Origin of the sequence: Acidocella sp. MX-AZ03 (assembly GCF_027626035.1) — a bacterium.
Lineage (GTDB): Bacteria > Pseudomonadota > Alphaproteobacteria > Acetobacterales > Acetobacteraceae > Acidocella > Acidocella facilis.
The window spans coordinates 1,221,337-1,234,682 of record NZ_CP110774.1 but is presented as its reverse complement, the minus strand read 5'-3'; the positions used below and the strand labels follow the sequence as shown (position 1 = coordinate 1,234,682).

The following is a 13,346-nucleotide window of genomic DNA, read 5'->3' as shown; positions in this document are numbered from 1 at the left end:
ATAGACGTTTTTGGGTGCCGCCTTTTTTCAAAAAGGCGGCATTTTTTTCGCAGCTTTTTGGCCTGTTGCTGGCCGTCCCGATTCAGACTACGCGGCTTTGCCGCTCCGTCATCGGGACGGGGCGGCACCAAAAACGTTTGATTTTTTGGAGTGGCGCTATGGGTGAGACGAAGCAGACGGTCATCGGCATCATTGGCGGGTCGGGGCTGTATAATATCGACGGTCTGACAGACACCAGCTGGGTCAAGGTCGAAACCCCTGGGGCGATCCCTCTGACGAGCTCCTCGTCGGTTCCTTCCATGGCCAGAAGGTGGTGTTCCTGCCCGCCACGGGCGCGGCCACAAGACCACGCCGACGGCGCTGAATTACCGCGCCAACATCCATGCGCTGAAATCGCTGGGGGTGACCGACATTCTCTCCCTCTCCGCCGTCGGCTCGCTGAAAGAGGAACTGCCGCCGGGGCATTTCGTCATCGTCGACCAGTTCATCGACCGCTCCTTCGCCCGCGAGAAGAGCTTTTTCGGCCCGGGCTGCGTCGCGCATGTGTCGATGGCGCATCCGGTCTGCGGGCGCCTGGGCGATGCGCTGGAAGCCAGCCTGAAGGCGCTGGACCTGCCGCATACGCGCGGCGGCACCTATCTGGTGATGGAAGGCCCGCAATTCTCCACCCTGGCGGAGAGCAACCTGTACCGCAGCTGGGGCTGCGCGGTGATCGGCATGACCAATATGCCCGAGGCCAAGCTCGCCCGCGAGGCGGAGATCGATTACGCCACAGTCGCCATGGTCACCGATTATGATTGCTGGCACGAGGACCATGACGCCGTCACCGTCGACCAGGTGGTGAAGGTGCTGCTCGGCAATGCCGACAAGGCCCGCGCCCTGGTGAAGGACGTGCTCCCCCGCCTGGCCGCACCGCGCAGTGCCTGCGCGCATGGCTGCGACACCGCGCTGACCTACGCGCTGATCACCGCCCCGAGGCGCGCGACCCGGAGGCGCTGAAGCGTCTTGAGGTTGTCGCCGGCCGCGTGCTCAAGGCCTGATATGTGCGGCCTTTGCGGTGATGGGCTGAACCGCCGCCAGCTGCTCTTTGCCGGGCTGGCGGCCCCTTGGCGCTGGGGCCGTTCGATAAAGAAGGTCTGGTGGAGCCGGTGCTGCGGCTGCAACCACAATCCGGCCCGCGCCGTGTGGCGGTGACGCTGGATTGTTGCCCCGGCCATTTTGACATGCGGATCGCCCCGGTTCTGGTCGAGCGCCGCATCCCGGCCACCATCTTCGTCACCGCCGTCTGGATGCGGATGAACCCGGAGGGGCTGGCCTATTTCCTCCAGCACAAGGACATCTTCACCCTGGAAAACCATGGCGCGCGGCATCTGCCGCCGATCCTGGGCACCAGGCGCGTCTACGGGCTGGAGGTGGCCGGGAGCTGGCCCGCGATCCAGGCCGAGATCAATGGCGGGGCGTTGGCCATCACCCAGGCCACCGGGCGGGTGCCGCAATGGTATCGCGGGGCCGCCGGGCTCTACACCCCCTCGATGGTGCCGCGGATCGAGGCGCTGGGCGTGCGCGTGGCCGGTTATTCGCTGAATTCCGATGAAGGCGCCGGGCTGCCGGCCGCCATCGTGCAGGCGCGGATCGAGGCGGCGCGGGATGGCGATGTGATCGAAGGCCATATCAACCAGCCCAAACGCGCCAGCGGGGCTGGCATCGCCGCCGGGCTTGCGGCGTTGCAACAAAGTGGCGCGCAGTTCGCCCGGCTAAGCTGAACTAACGCTGCCTGACGCCCAAATGTCGAAAAAAATGAACGGCCTGCGGTTTGTTTGCGGGCTGATCACCGCGCCTACATCCCGCCTTCACTATTTCGTGAGCTGAGCAAACAGGAAAATTTCCTTTAACCTAAGCTTGTTGCGACAAAGCAAAGAAAATCATTTCATAACATCTGTTAAAAAATTAACACGAACTCGTCTAATTTATAAGAGGAGCTTCGTGATGACGGATGGAACCGACACAAACGGCTGGGGGGAAACGATACAGACGGTTGGGGTGGAAGCGACACAGACGATCAAACACCACCCAACCCATCTGAAAACCTATTCCCGTTTTATCTGCTGAGCGGCGACGATGGGGGCAGTAGCGTCTCGGTTGGTCTGCCATTTTCGCTACAGACGCAGCAGGTGGTTTCCCTCACCAGCTCGCCGATTTTATATGGCGGGGAAAATTTCCTCATCGTCGGCCAGACCGACACGCAGGTCTATATCGGCACCGCCAGCGAAACCGGCAACGGCAAGGTGATCGGCTTCGTGTTCGAGGACGCGACGACCCAGCAATATTTCCTGTTCTCCACCACGCCCTGGCTGCCATTTGGCACGCCGATTACCGTCAACGTCTCCAGCGGCGCCAACGATCCACAGCCGTATAACTGGGATCTCAGCACTGGCGGCGCGGCGGCCTATTGCTTCATGGCCGGGACCGAAATCGCCACCCCACCGGCGGTGTCGCGGTCGAGATGCTGCGGGCAGGAGATCTGGTGCTCTGCCATGATGGCCGGGTGGCGCCGGTGAGCTGGGTGGGGGTGCAGACCATCGCCAGCCGCTTTGCCGACCGGTTGCGGGTGCTGCCCGTGCGCATCACCGCCGGTGCCCTCGGCAATGGGCTGCCCTGGCGCGACCTGCTGCTCTCGCCGGACCATGCGCTGCTGCTGGATGGCGTTCTGGTGCAGGCCGGCGCCCTGGTCAACGGCGCCAGCATCCGGCGTGAGACGAATCTGCCGGAGCGTTTCTGCTATTACCATGTCGAGCTTGCCGACCATGCGCTGCTGCTGGCCGAAGGGCTGCCGGCGGAGAGCTTCCTGGATCAGGTGTCGGTTTTCGCCTTCGATAACTGGCATGAGCGCCCGGCACCGGCCCAGGCCCGCGAGATGGCGCTGCCTCGGGTGAAATCCGCCCGCCAGCTGCCGCGCGCCCTGCGGGCGCGCAGCGCCGCCTGAGGGCGCGATTCGGGCCGGCATGTCTGTGATCTGGCCGGCGGGGCGCCCCGCCGGCCTTTTTCACGTTGATCGCCGGATCGGCCCAAACTGGCGGTTTTCCGACAGCCGGGCCGCATTACCAGAGGCTAGGATGCGGATTTTCCACAGGAAAATATACCCGGAGCGGATGATGACGGAAAAACTTCCATCGCGGGACTTGCAGGCCCAACGGCAACAAGCTAGGAAGCGCCGCACCTTCGCGGGTTTCGCTGTCATAGCTCAGGGGTAGAGCACTTCATTGGTAATGAAGAGGTCCTGGGTTCAATTCCCAGTGACAGCACCAGCGAACTTGATCGGGGCGGCCTAATCGGTTAGGCAGCCTGGACCAAGGGCCCAGATAGCTCAGTTGGTAGAGCATGCGACTGAAAATCGCAGTGTCGCTGGTTCGATTCCGGCTCTGGGCACCATTTTCCCTCCCCTCTGAACCCGGCCGAATCTGCATTGCTTCGTGTGGCAACGATTTTTTGCGACGCAGCGCCACGCTTTTTTTGAAAAAACCTTTCTCCCGAGGGGGTTTAAGGCTGGTCTTTTCCGCAGGCCAAGGCTAGATATTTCGCATCCAGCCGGGCAAATTCAAAGAGTCCCTGGTTTGAACATAGAATCTTCGGTCGCGGACGTTCCGGCCAGACCGATCAACAGGAAAAGGCGCGTATAATGTCAAAAGCGTTCATTGCCGAGGTCATTCAGGAAACTGCCGAGATCACCGGCGTTGCCGCCAACCGTACGGCTACCGTTCTGATCGAAGCGATCGTTAAGGAAATGAAGAAGAACGGCAAGTTCACCCTGCCGTCCTTCGGCACCTTCACCGTCCGCAAGACCAAGGCGCGCAAGGGCGTGAACCCGCGCACAGGCGAGGAGATCAAGGTGAAGGCCGGCAAGACCGTGCGCTTCAAGGCCTCCCCGACGCTGAAGAAGCTGGTCTGATCGCACCTGCATTTGCGATAAAGAAACCCGGACCTGGTCCGGGTTTTTTTATGCGCTGCACCGGGGGATGAAGATGCCGAAAACCTTGCATTATGCCTGGAACGATGTCGCACCTTATGGCGATGCGAAGGCGGATCGCCGCTTGATCCCCGGGGCGGGGGGCGATTTGAAACGCGTGGCGGTGAAAGCCGGCACCCATGCCGCGCGCCACGCCCATGATTTCGAGCAGTTCGTGCTGATCTCCGAAGGGCAGGGCAGGCTGGTTTGCGAATCGGGCGAGATCGCGCTTCGCCCTGGCGTGGTGATTCATTTCGAGGCCAATGCCTGGCACGAAGCCTGGTTTGAAACCGACACCACGCTTTACGAAGTGAATTTCAAAAGCTGACGCCACATAAAGCGTCCCATAACGGGACAGGTGCGAAGCCGTCCCGGTTGCGACCAGCGGCGTTTGATCAGATATCCAGCTCTTCCACCTTCCCCGCGTTTTCCTGGATGAATTGAAAGCGCAGTTCCGGGCGCTTGCCCATCAAACTATCCACCAGCGTCGAGGTTTCCGCCCGCGCCTCAGGGGCCGCGACAATGCGCAGCAGCGTGCGTTTGGCTGGGTCCATCGTGGTTTCCTTCAGCACCGCGGGGGGCATTTCGCCAAGCCCTTTGAAGCGGCTGATTTCCACCTTGCTGCCGGGCTTGAAGTTTTTCATCAGCTTTTCGCGCGCGGCATCGTCCATCGCATAGATGCTCTTTGCCCCTTGCGTCAGCCGATAGAGCGGCGGCTGCGCCAGATAGACATGGCCGTGGCGGATCAGCTCCGGCAGCTCGCGATAGAAAAACGTCATCAGCAGCGAGGCGATATGCGCGCCGTCCACATCCGCATCGGTCATGATGATGATGCGCTCATAACGCAGATTGGCGCGGTTGAAAGCGGTGCCGGTGCCGCAGCCCAGCGCCTCGATCAGATCCTTCAGCTCCTGATTCTGCTTCAGCTTCTCCACCGAGGCGGAGGCGACATTCAGGATCTTGCCTTTCAGCGGCAGGATCGCCTGGGAGTTGCGATTGCGCGCCTGCTTGGCGGAGCCGCCGGCGGAATCGCCCTCGACCAGAAAGATCTCGGTGCCCTCGGCGCTTTCCGTGGCGCAATCGGCCAGCTTGCCGGGCAGGCGCAGCCGCCTTGTGGCGGATTTGCGCGGCGTGTCCTTCAACTCCTTGCGGCGGATGCGCTCTTCCGCGCGGTCCACCACATAGGCCAAGAGATTATCGGCATTGGCCGGGTCGCCGGCGAGATAATGGTCGAACCGGTCGCGCAGCGAGGTCTCGGTGAGCCGCGTGGCTTCCTGGGTGGTCAGCTTCTCCTTTGTCTGGCCCTGGAATTGCGGATCGCGGATGAAGAGCGAGAGCTTGGCGCGCAAGCCCCCGAACACGTCCTCGGCGATGATCGCCGCCCCGCGCTTATTGCCGCGCGTCTCAGCCCAGGCGCGCAGGCCCTTCAGCAGGGCGGCGCGCATTCCGGCCTCATGGGTGCCGCCCAGCGGGGTGGGCACGGTGTTGCAATAGGTATCGACGCTGCTCTCGCCCTGTTCCAGCCAGGCCAGGGCCCATTCCAGCTTGCCCTGCTCCTGGCCGCCGATCGGCGCGAATTTCGCCTCTCCGGCCCAGATCTCGGGGAGCACCAGCGGGGCGGCGCCCAGCTCGGCCGCCAGCGAATCGCGCAAACCGCCGGGGAAATGCAGCTCCGCCTCGGCCGGCACCTCCGAGTCGGATTTCAGCAGGCTGGGATCGCAGCTCCAGCGGATCTTCACCCCCGGAACAGATAAGCTTTCGAGCGGCAGAGCTTGAACAGCCGGGCGGGGGAGAATCTCAGGCTCCCGAAAATCTCGGTATCCGGCACGAAGCCGATGCTGGTGCCGCGCCGGTTCTGGGCCGCGCCCACTTCCTCCAGCCTGGTCTGCGGCACGCCCCGCACATAGCTCTGGCGGTACAGCTTGCGGTCCTTCGCCACCTCGGCGGTGAAGCTTGAGGAGAGCGCGTTCACCACCGAGGAGCCCACGCCGTGCAGCCCGCCTGAGGTGGCATAGGCCTTGCCCGAGAATTTGCCACCCGAATGCAGCGTGGTGAAAATCACCTCCAGCGCGGATTTGGTCTTGAATTTCGGATGCGGATCGACCGGGATGCCCCGGCCATTATCACGGATGGTGAGCTGGTTGCCCTCATCCAGCCGCATCTCGATGGTGCTGGCATGGCCGGCCACCGCCTCGTCCATGGAATTGTCGAGAATTTCGGCGGCCAGATGGTGCAGGGCGTTCTCATCCGTGCCGCCAATATACATGCCAGGCCGCCGGCGGACGGGCTCCAGCCCCTCCAGCACCTCGATATCCTTCGCGCCATAGCTGTCCTTGGCGGGGATGGTCTCGAACAGGTCACTACTCAACGCGGCCGACTCCTACGCTGCACCGGGCGTCTTGGTTGCCATGGCCGGTGCCGCGCAGGCAAGAGGGGCCCCCTATTCGCCCACCCGGTGCAGATCGTAAGAGCGAATGCCGGGCTCCCCGGTAAAGCTGAACCAGTCGCCATGGTTCAGCGTGTTGCGGGTGTCGTAATAGCCCGAGCGCCAATGCTCCTTCATGGAGATGCGGCTGAACTCGTAATCCTTCGCATCCCCCTCATAGGCTTTCTGCTGGTAGATCAACTGCATGATGTTGATCTCGGGCAGCTGGCGCAGATCGGATTTCATCTGCTTCTGCTCGCTGGTCAGCTCATTATCCGGCACCTTGCCCAGCGCGTCGCGCAAAGCCTGTTTCAGCCGGTGGGTCTGCAGGAAATGGTCGGTGGTGGTGCGGGTGCGCGAGGAGTACTGAATGTCCTTCTGCCGGGCCAGAACCTCCGGCATGTCGCGCGGCACCTCGCCGCGGGCGGAGAACAGATCCACCTGGAAGGCCAGCAGGTTCTGCGAGCCGATATTATCCAGCAGATGCTGCAGCGGGGTGTTGGAGACCAGCCCGCCATCCCAGTAATGGTGGCGCCCGATCCGGACCATCGGCAGCCCCGGCGGCAACGCGCCGGAGGCCATGATGTGCTCGGGCTCCAGATCGCGCTCGGCATTGTCGAAATAGACGAAATTCGCCGTCTCGACATTCACCGCCCCCACCGCGAGGCGGATCTGGCCTTCATTGATCAGCTTGAAATCCGCGAGCTTTTCCAGCGTGCGGTGCAGGGGCGCGGTATCGTACAGTGCGGTGGCGAAGCGCGCCCCGCGCGGGGCGAAGAAGCCCGAGGCCGGCACCGGGCGGAAGAAGCCCGGCTGGCCGAAAAACATGCCATGCATGGCCGAAAGCCCATTGCGCAGCTTGCGGGCATTATCGCCCTCGAACCAGGTGGTGTAGGGGTCCCGGGCGGTGATATCCATCCAGAATTTTTCCAGCTTCTCCAGCCGGTGCTCGGGCTTGTTGCCGGCGATGATGGCGGAGTTCACGGCGCCGATGGACACCCCCGCCACCCAGTCCGGCTCCAGCCCGGCCTCATGCAGCGCCTGATAGACGCCCGCCTGATACGCCCCCAGCGCGCCGCCACCTTGCAGCACCAGCCCGACCACATCGCAACCCTTCGGCCGGGCGACCGGCGCGATCGGGTCCAGCGGGCGGCGATGCGGGCGTTTGGGATCGGAGAGCATGTCCATGGGCGGTCAATCCTTCTCGGCTGACGAATGGTCTCGAATATTTAAGGCAACGCTTACATTGGCAAGAAAATCATGCCATCCCAGGGCGATCTGTCAAACCGGCCATGCGAGAAGGATCAATGACATGACGGCCGCCCTGGCGCCAGGGCGGCCGCTTCTACGACGCAGGAGATCTCAGCGCAGATGTTCGGCGAAAAACGCCAGAGCCCGCAGCTCCGCCAGCTCCCAATCCTTGCGGCTATAGCTGGCCCGGGCCTCGCAGCCAAAGCCGTGCTGCGCGCCTTCATAGACGAACACATCCGCCCCCGGCTGCGCCGCCTTGATCGCCTGCACGTCGTTCATCGGAATGCCGTGATCCTCGGTGCCGAAATGCATCTGCACCGGGCAATTGGGCTTGGCGTCCTTGCTGGCGGCAATGGCGCCGCCATACCAGCAGCTGGCGGCCTTGAAGCCCTTGGTCCGCGTCGCCGCGTCCCAGGCCAGGCTGCCGCCCCAGCAATAGCCGATGATGCCCACAGGTTCGCCCTCGCCGAAGGCGGCGGCGGTCGCCTGCAGGTCCAGCAGCGCCTGTTCGGGGGGCACTTGCTGCATCAGCGCGCGGCCCTGGGCGATGCCCTCCTGGTCATAGCCCAGCTCGATGCCAGGTGTGACGCGATCGAACATCGCCGGCGCCAGCACCCGGTAGCCGAACCCGGCCAGGCGCTCGGCGACATTGCGGATATGCTGGTTCACGCCGAAAATCTCCTGCACGACCACAAGCCCGCGCTTGGCGTTGACGTTGCCGGCTTCGTAGGCGTGGAATTTATGGCCGTCGGCGGCGGTGAGGGTCATCATCGGCGGGTGATCCTTGTTCTGGCTGGCGGTGGTCTGGCGGGCGGTTCAGCCGGCGAGGGATGCGAAATCCCGCGCCAGCGTCTCATAGATGTCGCGCTTGAAGGCCACCGCAAGGGCCGGCAGCTCGGATAGTTTCACCCAGCGCCAATCCTCGAATTCCGGATGGGCATCGGCGGTGAGGTCGATATCCTCGTCGCGCCCGGTGAAGCGCAGCGCGAACCATTTCTGCCGCTGGCCGCGATATTTGCCCTTCCAGGCAACCCCGATCAGCGCCGGCGGCAGGTCATAGACCAGCCAGTCCGGATGCTCGGCGACGATCTCGGCCTTGTCGGTGCCGATCTCTTCCTTCATTTCGCGCAGCACCGCCGCGCGCAGATCCTCCCCCTCATCGACGCCGCCTTGCGGCAGCTGCCAGGCATCGGGGTAGTTCTTGCGCTTGCCGACGAAAACGCGCCCGTCTCGCGAGAACAGCACAACGCCGACATTGAGCCGATAGGGCAGGGAGGATTTCTCGGTCATCGCGGCGTCTCACCTAAAATATGCAAAAGTTTTTGGGGCGTGGCCCTTTTTTCAAAAAGGGCCACAGAACGTCTGGGTGGTGGCAACTTGGTTGCTTCCGCCCGGCGTTTTCGCCGCTTTTTTGAGCCGCGCTGGGCGGGCCGATTGAGAGACAGCAGCAAGGCTGCTTGCTCATCGGCGCGCCAGCGGCCCAAAAAACTTTGTCAGTTTGCCGCCGTCGTCGTCGAGGCGGGCTTCATGTCGGCAATCAGCTTCAGCGCCATCTGCAGCTGGAAGTCGGTCGCCGGCTTGGTCGGGTCGAATTTCGGCCAGTTGGCGGGCGGCTTGTTGGGGATGCTGGCGGCCACCGGCGGCAGCGGCAGCGGCGGCGGCAGTGACGCGGCCTTCTGCTGGGTCGGGTTGGTGAAGGCGTGCAGCAGGTCGGTCTCACGCAGCTGCGCGAAGCTGTCCTCCGGCGTGGCGCTGTCCGCCACCGTTACGTTCGGGGTCACGCCGTAATCCTGGATCGACTTGCCCGACGGGGTGAAATACAGCGCCGTGGTCAGACGCAGCGCGCCCTCATTGTCGATCGGGATGATCGTTTGCACCGAGCCCTTGCCGAAGGTCTTGGTGCCCAGCACCAGCGCCCGGCGGTTCTGCTGCAGGGCGGCGGTGACAATTTCGGCCGCCGAGGCGGTGCCGGAATTGGTCAGCACCACGATCGGCGCGCCATTGGTGATGTCATTGCCCTGGGCGTACCAGGCTTGGTCGTCCTCCGAATGGCGGCCATGGGTGGAGACGATCTCGCCGCTGGTGACGAAATCATCGGACACCGCCACTGCCTGGTCGAGCAGCCCGCCGGGATTGTCGCGCAGATCCAGGATATAGCCATGGATCGGCCCATGCGCCTGCTTGTTCAGGCTCTTCACCGCGGCGCGGATATGCGCATCGGCATTCTCATCGAAACTATCGAGGCGGATATAGCCGACCGGCCCGGCGGTGCTGGTGAGCAGCTTGCTCTTCACATCGTCGATCTTGATGATCTCGCGGGTCAGCGTGACATGCACCGGCGTGTTCACGCCGTTGCGCTTCAAGGTGAGGGTGATCTGCGTGCCCGGCGCGCCGCGCATCTTGGAGACGGCATCATCCAGCGACAGCCCTTCGGTGGCGTGGCCGTCGATCTCCACGATGATGTCACCCGGCTTGATCCCAGCCTTCTGGCCCGGCGTGCCGTCGATCGGGGTGATCACCTTCAGCAGCCCGCTGGCCTCGGTCACTTCCAGCCCCAGCCCGCCGAACTGGCCGGAGGTCTGCACCTGCATGTCCGAATATTGCTGCGCATTCATGTAGCTGGAATGCGGGTCCAGCCCGGAGAGCATGCCGTTGGCGGCATTGTAGATCAGCTTGTCGGTCGGCGGGTCGATCACGTAGTTCTGCTTGATCTGCGACAATATGTCACCAAAAAGCGAGAGCTGCTGATAGGTGCTGTCGCTCGGGGCGTTGTCGCCGAAGGCGCGGGAGAGGGGCTGTGTCAGCGATCCGGCGGCCAAACCGACCACGAAAACCCCGCCGAGCATCAAACCACCGCGCAAACGCATATATTTATCCCTTCAAACGCCGGGCGTATCGCCCTGGCCCTATTAGATAGCATCCCGCCCGGATTATCCAGAGTGGCCGGAAGCCAGCCAGGACGTCGGGTCCACCGGCTCACCACCCCGGCGCAGCTCCACATAGAGGCGCGGCTGGCGGGTGGGATCGGCGGCGCTGAAGGGCTGCATGCTGCCCAGCGGCTGGCCATGGGCGATGCGCTGGCCCTGCGAGACGTCGAGATGGCTCATCCCCGCCAGCACGGCGGAGAGGCTGGTGCCGCAATCCACGATCACCACCTGGCCATAGCCCGAGAGCGGGCCGCCATAGAGAATGGTGCCGTTGCACGGGCTGGTGACGCGTGCCCCCGGGGCGGCGGCGTAGGAAATGCCGGTGGCCGGGCCGGCCACGGTGGCGGCGCCATAGGGCTGGATGATATGCCCCGCCACCGGCGCGCCCGCCCCGCCGCTGGGCAGGTTTACAGGAGTCGCCGGGGCTGGGGTTTTCGGCACCAGATTGGCGATGGCCTGGTCCAGATCCGTCAGCTCATGCTTGGCCTTGGCGGCGGCGGCGGCCTCGGCCACCTTCTGGTCCGCCGCATCCTGCTCATCCTGCCTGGCCTGGTCGATATCCATGGAGAGCTTTGCCTCCGCCGCCTGCTGCGCGGCCACGGCGGCATCCAGCGCCTCGCGCGCGGCTTGCGCCTGGGTAATGGCGCTGGTCAGGGTCGCGGTCTCGGTTTTCACCGCCCGCGCCTGGTCGGAGACCTCCTGCGCCACCCCTTGCAGAATGGCGATGCCGCGGACGCTGTCCACCGGCGATTGCGGGGCGGCGAGCAGCGTGGTGGCGGGCGCGGCGGAGAGGCGCTGCATCACCGGCAGCAGCGCCTTCAGCGCCGCCTGCGCCTGGTCCAGCCGGGCGGCGGCGGCATTTTGGGCGGCGGTGAGCATGGCGAGCTGGTTGGCATCCTTGGAGGTCTGGTCCTCCAGCCCGCGCAAGGCGGCGGCGGCCTGCACCTGCTGCTGCGCCAGCGCCGCGGCTTTCTGTTCCACCGCCTTCTGGTGCGCCGCCGCCGCCGCTTCCGCCGCCTGATGCGCCTTGATCGCGGCGGCGGCCGCAGCGCGCTCCTTCTTCAGCTTGGCGGCGTCGGCGCTGTCCTGGTGGTGCGGAGTCAGATGGCGCTCCTTCGCCAGGCCAGGGCCGGCCAGCCCCAGCCAGAGCGCGGCCAGCCCCGCATTTTGCAGGAGACGCTTAACCCTCACCTCAGCCGAACAGCGGCTTGCCGGTCATCGCGGGCGGCTGCGCCACACCCATCAGCTTCAGCAGGGTCGGCGCGATATCGGCCAGAATGCCGTCATGCAGCTTGATCCCCGCCGGCCCGCCAGCGATCAGCACCGGCACCGGATTGGTGGTGTGCGCGGTATGCGGCCCGCCGGTCTCCGGGTCGCGCATCATCTCGCAATTGCCGTGATCGGCGGTGACGAGAATCGCCCCGCCCTGCGCCTGCACCGCCGCCCAGATCTTACCCAAGCCCGCATCAACCGTCTCCACCGCCTTGATCGCGGCGGGCAGCGAGCCGGTATGGCCGACCATGTCCGGATTGGCGAAATTCAGGATGATCATGTCGAACGTCCCGGTCTTGATCGCCGCCACCGCCTTCTCGGTCAGCTCCGGCGCGGACATTTCCGGTTGCAGATCATAGGTGGCGACCTTCGGCGAAGGCACCATGATCCGCTCTTCGCCAGGGAAGGGCGTCTCCATCCCGCCATTGAAGAAATAGGTCACGTGCGGATATTTCTCCGTCTCGGCCATGCGCAGCTGTTTCAGCCCGGCCTTGGAGACGATTCCGCCCAGCAGATCATCCATGCGCTGCGGCGCGAAGATGGTTTGCATGAACGGCGCCAGCGCGTCCGAATAGGCGGTCATGCCCACCGCCCCCACCAGCTTGGGCTGGCGCGGCTGGAAGCCGTCGAAGGACGGGTCGAGCAAGGCGGTGAGGATCTCGCGCACCCGGTCCGCCCGGTAATTGGCGCAGATCACCCCATCCCCATCCTTGATCCCGCCATAATCGCCGATCACGGCGGGCTTGATGAACTCATCGGTGATCTTGGCCTCGTAGCTGGCCTGGATCGCCGCCTCGGCGCTGGGGAAATGCGCGCCCTTGGCATCCACCAGCAGCTCATAAGCCTGTTGCACGCGCTCCCAGCGTTTGTCGCGGTCCATGGCGTAATAGCGCCCGACCAGCGTGCCCAGCTTGGCACTCTCGCCCAGCCCGGCCAGGAATTTTTCCATATAGCCGAGCCCGGCCTGGGGTGGGGTGTCGCGCCCATCCATCCAGCCATGGGCGATGACGGGAATGCCCGCCTCGTGCAAAATCTTCGCCAGCGCCACCGCATGGTCCTGGTGCGAATGCACCCCGCCCGGCGAGACCAGCCCCAGCAGATGCGCGGTGCCCCCACTCTTCTTCAGCGCCGCGATGAAGCCCTGCACCGTCTCGTTCCTGGCCAGCGCGCCATCCTCGATGGCGGCATCGATGCGCGGCAGATCCTGCATCACCGTCCGCCCGGCGCCGATATTCAGATGCCCGACCTCGGAATTGCCCATCTGCCCGCTCGGCAGCCCGACCACCCGGCCCGAGGTGGTGAGAAAGGCGCGCGGGCAGGTCTCCCAGAGCGCATCGAAATGCGGCGTGTTCGCCTGCGCGACGGCATTGTCCTGCGGCGACTCGTTCCAGCCGAAGCCATCGAGGATCACCAGCATCACGGGTTTCTTGGCCATTTCAGTCCTTAACATAAGCGTTCCGCGGATGTT

General features: G+C 64.3%; 11 protein-coding genes, 2 tRNA genes and 2 pseudogenes. 8 read left to right on the top strand and 7 right to left on the bottom strand.

Translation table 11 applies throughout. The features are described from left to right. The first annotated feature begins 158 nt into the window (after positions 1–158). From GT370_RS06905 to GT370_RS06870, 8 genes and pseudogenes are all read left to right on the top strand, one after another. Positions 159–1,040: pseudogene (locus GT370_RS06905) on the top strand (S-methyl-5'-thioadenosine phosphorylase). Between the two features lie 66 nt (positions 1,041–1,106). Beyond that, complete coding sequence (locus tag GT370_RS06900; RefSeq protein ID WP_270184110.1) at positions 1,107–1,763, top strand: polysaccharide deacetylase family protein; 657 nt, start codon at positions 1,107–1,109, stop codon at positions 1,761–1,763. Positions 1,764–2,171: 408 nt separating this feature from the next. After that, positions 2,172–2,558: a hypothetical protein gene (locus GT370_RS06895; protein WP_270184109.1), complete on the top strand. Its 387-nt coding sequence runs from the start codon at positions 2,172–2,174 to the stop codon at positions 2,556–2,558. After that, on the top strand, positions 2,504–2,983 hold the full coding sequence (locus GT370_RS06890; RefSeq protein WP_270184108.1) for a Hint domain-containing protein: 480 nt from the start codon (positions 2,504–2,506) through the stop codon (positions 2,981–2,983). The genes GT370_RS06895 and GT370_RS06890 overlap by 55 nt, the downstream gene beginning before the upstream one ends. 247 nt (positions 2,984–3,230) lie before the next feature. Then, positions 3,231–3,305: transfer RNA gene (locus tag GT370_RS06885), tRNA-Thr, on the top strand. Between the two features lie 48 nt (positions 3,306–3,353). Then, positions 3,354–3,429, top strand: a tRNA-Phe gene (locus GT370_RS06880). 247 nt (positions 3,430–3,676) lie between these two features. Next, positions 3,677–3,946: an HU family DNA-binding protein gene (locus tag GT370_RS06875; RefSeq protein ID WP_008492525.1), complete on the top strand. Its 270-nt coding sequence runs from the start codon at positions 3,677–3,679 to the stop codon at positions 3,944–3,946. Positions 3,947–4,019: 73 nt separating this feature from the next. Continuing rightward, positions 4,020–4,331 carry a cupin domain-containing protein gene (locus tag GT370_RS06870; protein ID WP_039884915.1) on the top strand — a complete coding sequence of 104 codons (312 nt, stop codon included), beginning with the start codon at positions 4,020–4,022 and terminating at the stop codon, positions 4,329–4,331. A gap of 67 nt (positions 4,332–4,398) precedes the next feature. Here the strand turns inward: GT370_RS06870 and parE are convergent. From parE to gpmI, 7 genes and pseudogenes are all read right to left on the bottom strand, one after another. Further along, a pseudogene (parE, locus tag GT370_RS06865) lies at positions 4,399–6,371 on the bottom strand (DNA topoisomerase IV subunit B). 72 nt (positions 6,372–6,443) lie between these two features. Then, positions 6,444–7,616, bottom strand: a complete 1,173-nt coding sequence (locus GT370_RS06860; RefSeq protein WP_008492528.1) for a patatin-like phospholipase family protein — start codon at positions 7,614–7,616, stop codon at positions 6,444–6,446. Between the two features lie 174 nt (positions 7,617–7,790). Next, positions 7,791–8,450 carry a dienelactone hydrolase family protein gene (locus GT370_RS06855; protein ID WP_008492529.1) on the bottom strand — a complete coding sequence of 220 codons (660 nt, stop codon included), beginning with the start codon at positions 8,448–8,450 and terminating at the stop codon, positions 7,791–7,793. Between the two features lie 45 nt (positions 8,451–8,495). Next, positions 8,496–8,969, bottom strand: a complete 474-nt coding sequence (locus GT370_RS06850; RefSeq protein WP_008492530.1) for an RNA pyrophosphohydrolase — start codon at positions 8,967–8,969, stop codon at positions 8,496–8,498. A gap of 203 nt (positions 8,970–9,172) precedes the next feature. Beyond that, positions 9,173–10,546: a S41 family peptidase gene (locus tag GT370_RS06845; RefSeq protein WP_008492532.1), complete on the bottom strand. Its 1,374-nt coding sequence runs from the start codon at positions 10,544–10,546 to the stop codon at positions 9,173–9,175. Between the two features lie 63 nt (positions 10,547–10,609). Next, complete coding sequence (locus tag GT370_RS06840) at positions 10,610–11,797, bottom strand: murein hydrolase activator EnvC family protein (protein ID WP_008492534.1); 1,188 nt, start codon at positions 11,795–11,797, stop codon at positions 10,610–10,612. Position 11,798: 1 nt separating this feature from the next. Continuing rightward, a complete protein-coding gene (gene gpmI, locus GT370_RS06835) occupies positions 11,799–13,313 on the bottom strand; it encodes a 2,3-bisphosphoglycerate-independent phosphoglycerate mutase (RefSeq protein ID WP_008492535.1) in 1,515 nt (504 codons plus the stop codon). Positions 13,314–13,346: the final 33 nt, after the last annotated feature.

Coding starts and splice junctions, on each gene's coding strand:
- GT370_RS06890 (WP_270184108.1), top strand. CDS start 2,504: ATGCTGCGGGCAGGAGATCTGGTGCTCTGCCATGATGGCCGGGTGGCG.
- GT370_RS06855 (WP_008492529.1), bottom strand. CDS start 8,450: ATGATGACCCTCACCGCCGCCGACGGCCATAAATTCCACGCCTACGAA.
- gpmI (WP_008492535.1), bottom strand. CDS start 13,313: ATGGCCAAGAAACCCGTGATGCTGGTGATCCTCGATGGCTTCGGCTGG.
- GT370_RS06875 (WP_008492525.1), top strand. CDS start 3,677: ATGTCAAAAGCGTTCATTGCCGAGGTCATTCAGGAAACTGCCGAGATC.
- GT370_RS06870 (WP_039884915.1), top strand. CDS start 4,020: ATGCCGAAAACCTTGCATTATGCCTGGAACGATGTCGCACCTTATGGC.
- GT370_RS06845 (WP_008492532.1), bottom strand. CDS start 10,546: ATGCGTTTGCGCGGTGGTTTGATGCTCGGCGGGGTTTTCGTGGTCGGT.
- GT370_RS06850 (WP_008492530.1), bottom strand. CDS start 8,969: ATGACCGAGAAATCCTCCCTGCCCTATCGGCTCAATGTCGGCGTTGTG.
- GT370_RS06860 (WP_008492528.1), bottom strand. CDS start 7,616: ATGGACATGCTCTCCGATCCCAAACGCCCGCATCGCCGCCCGCTGGAC.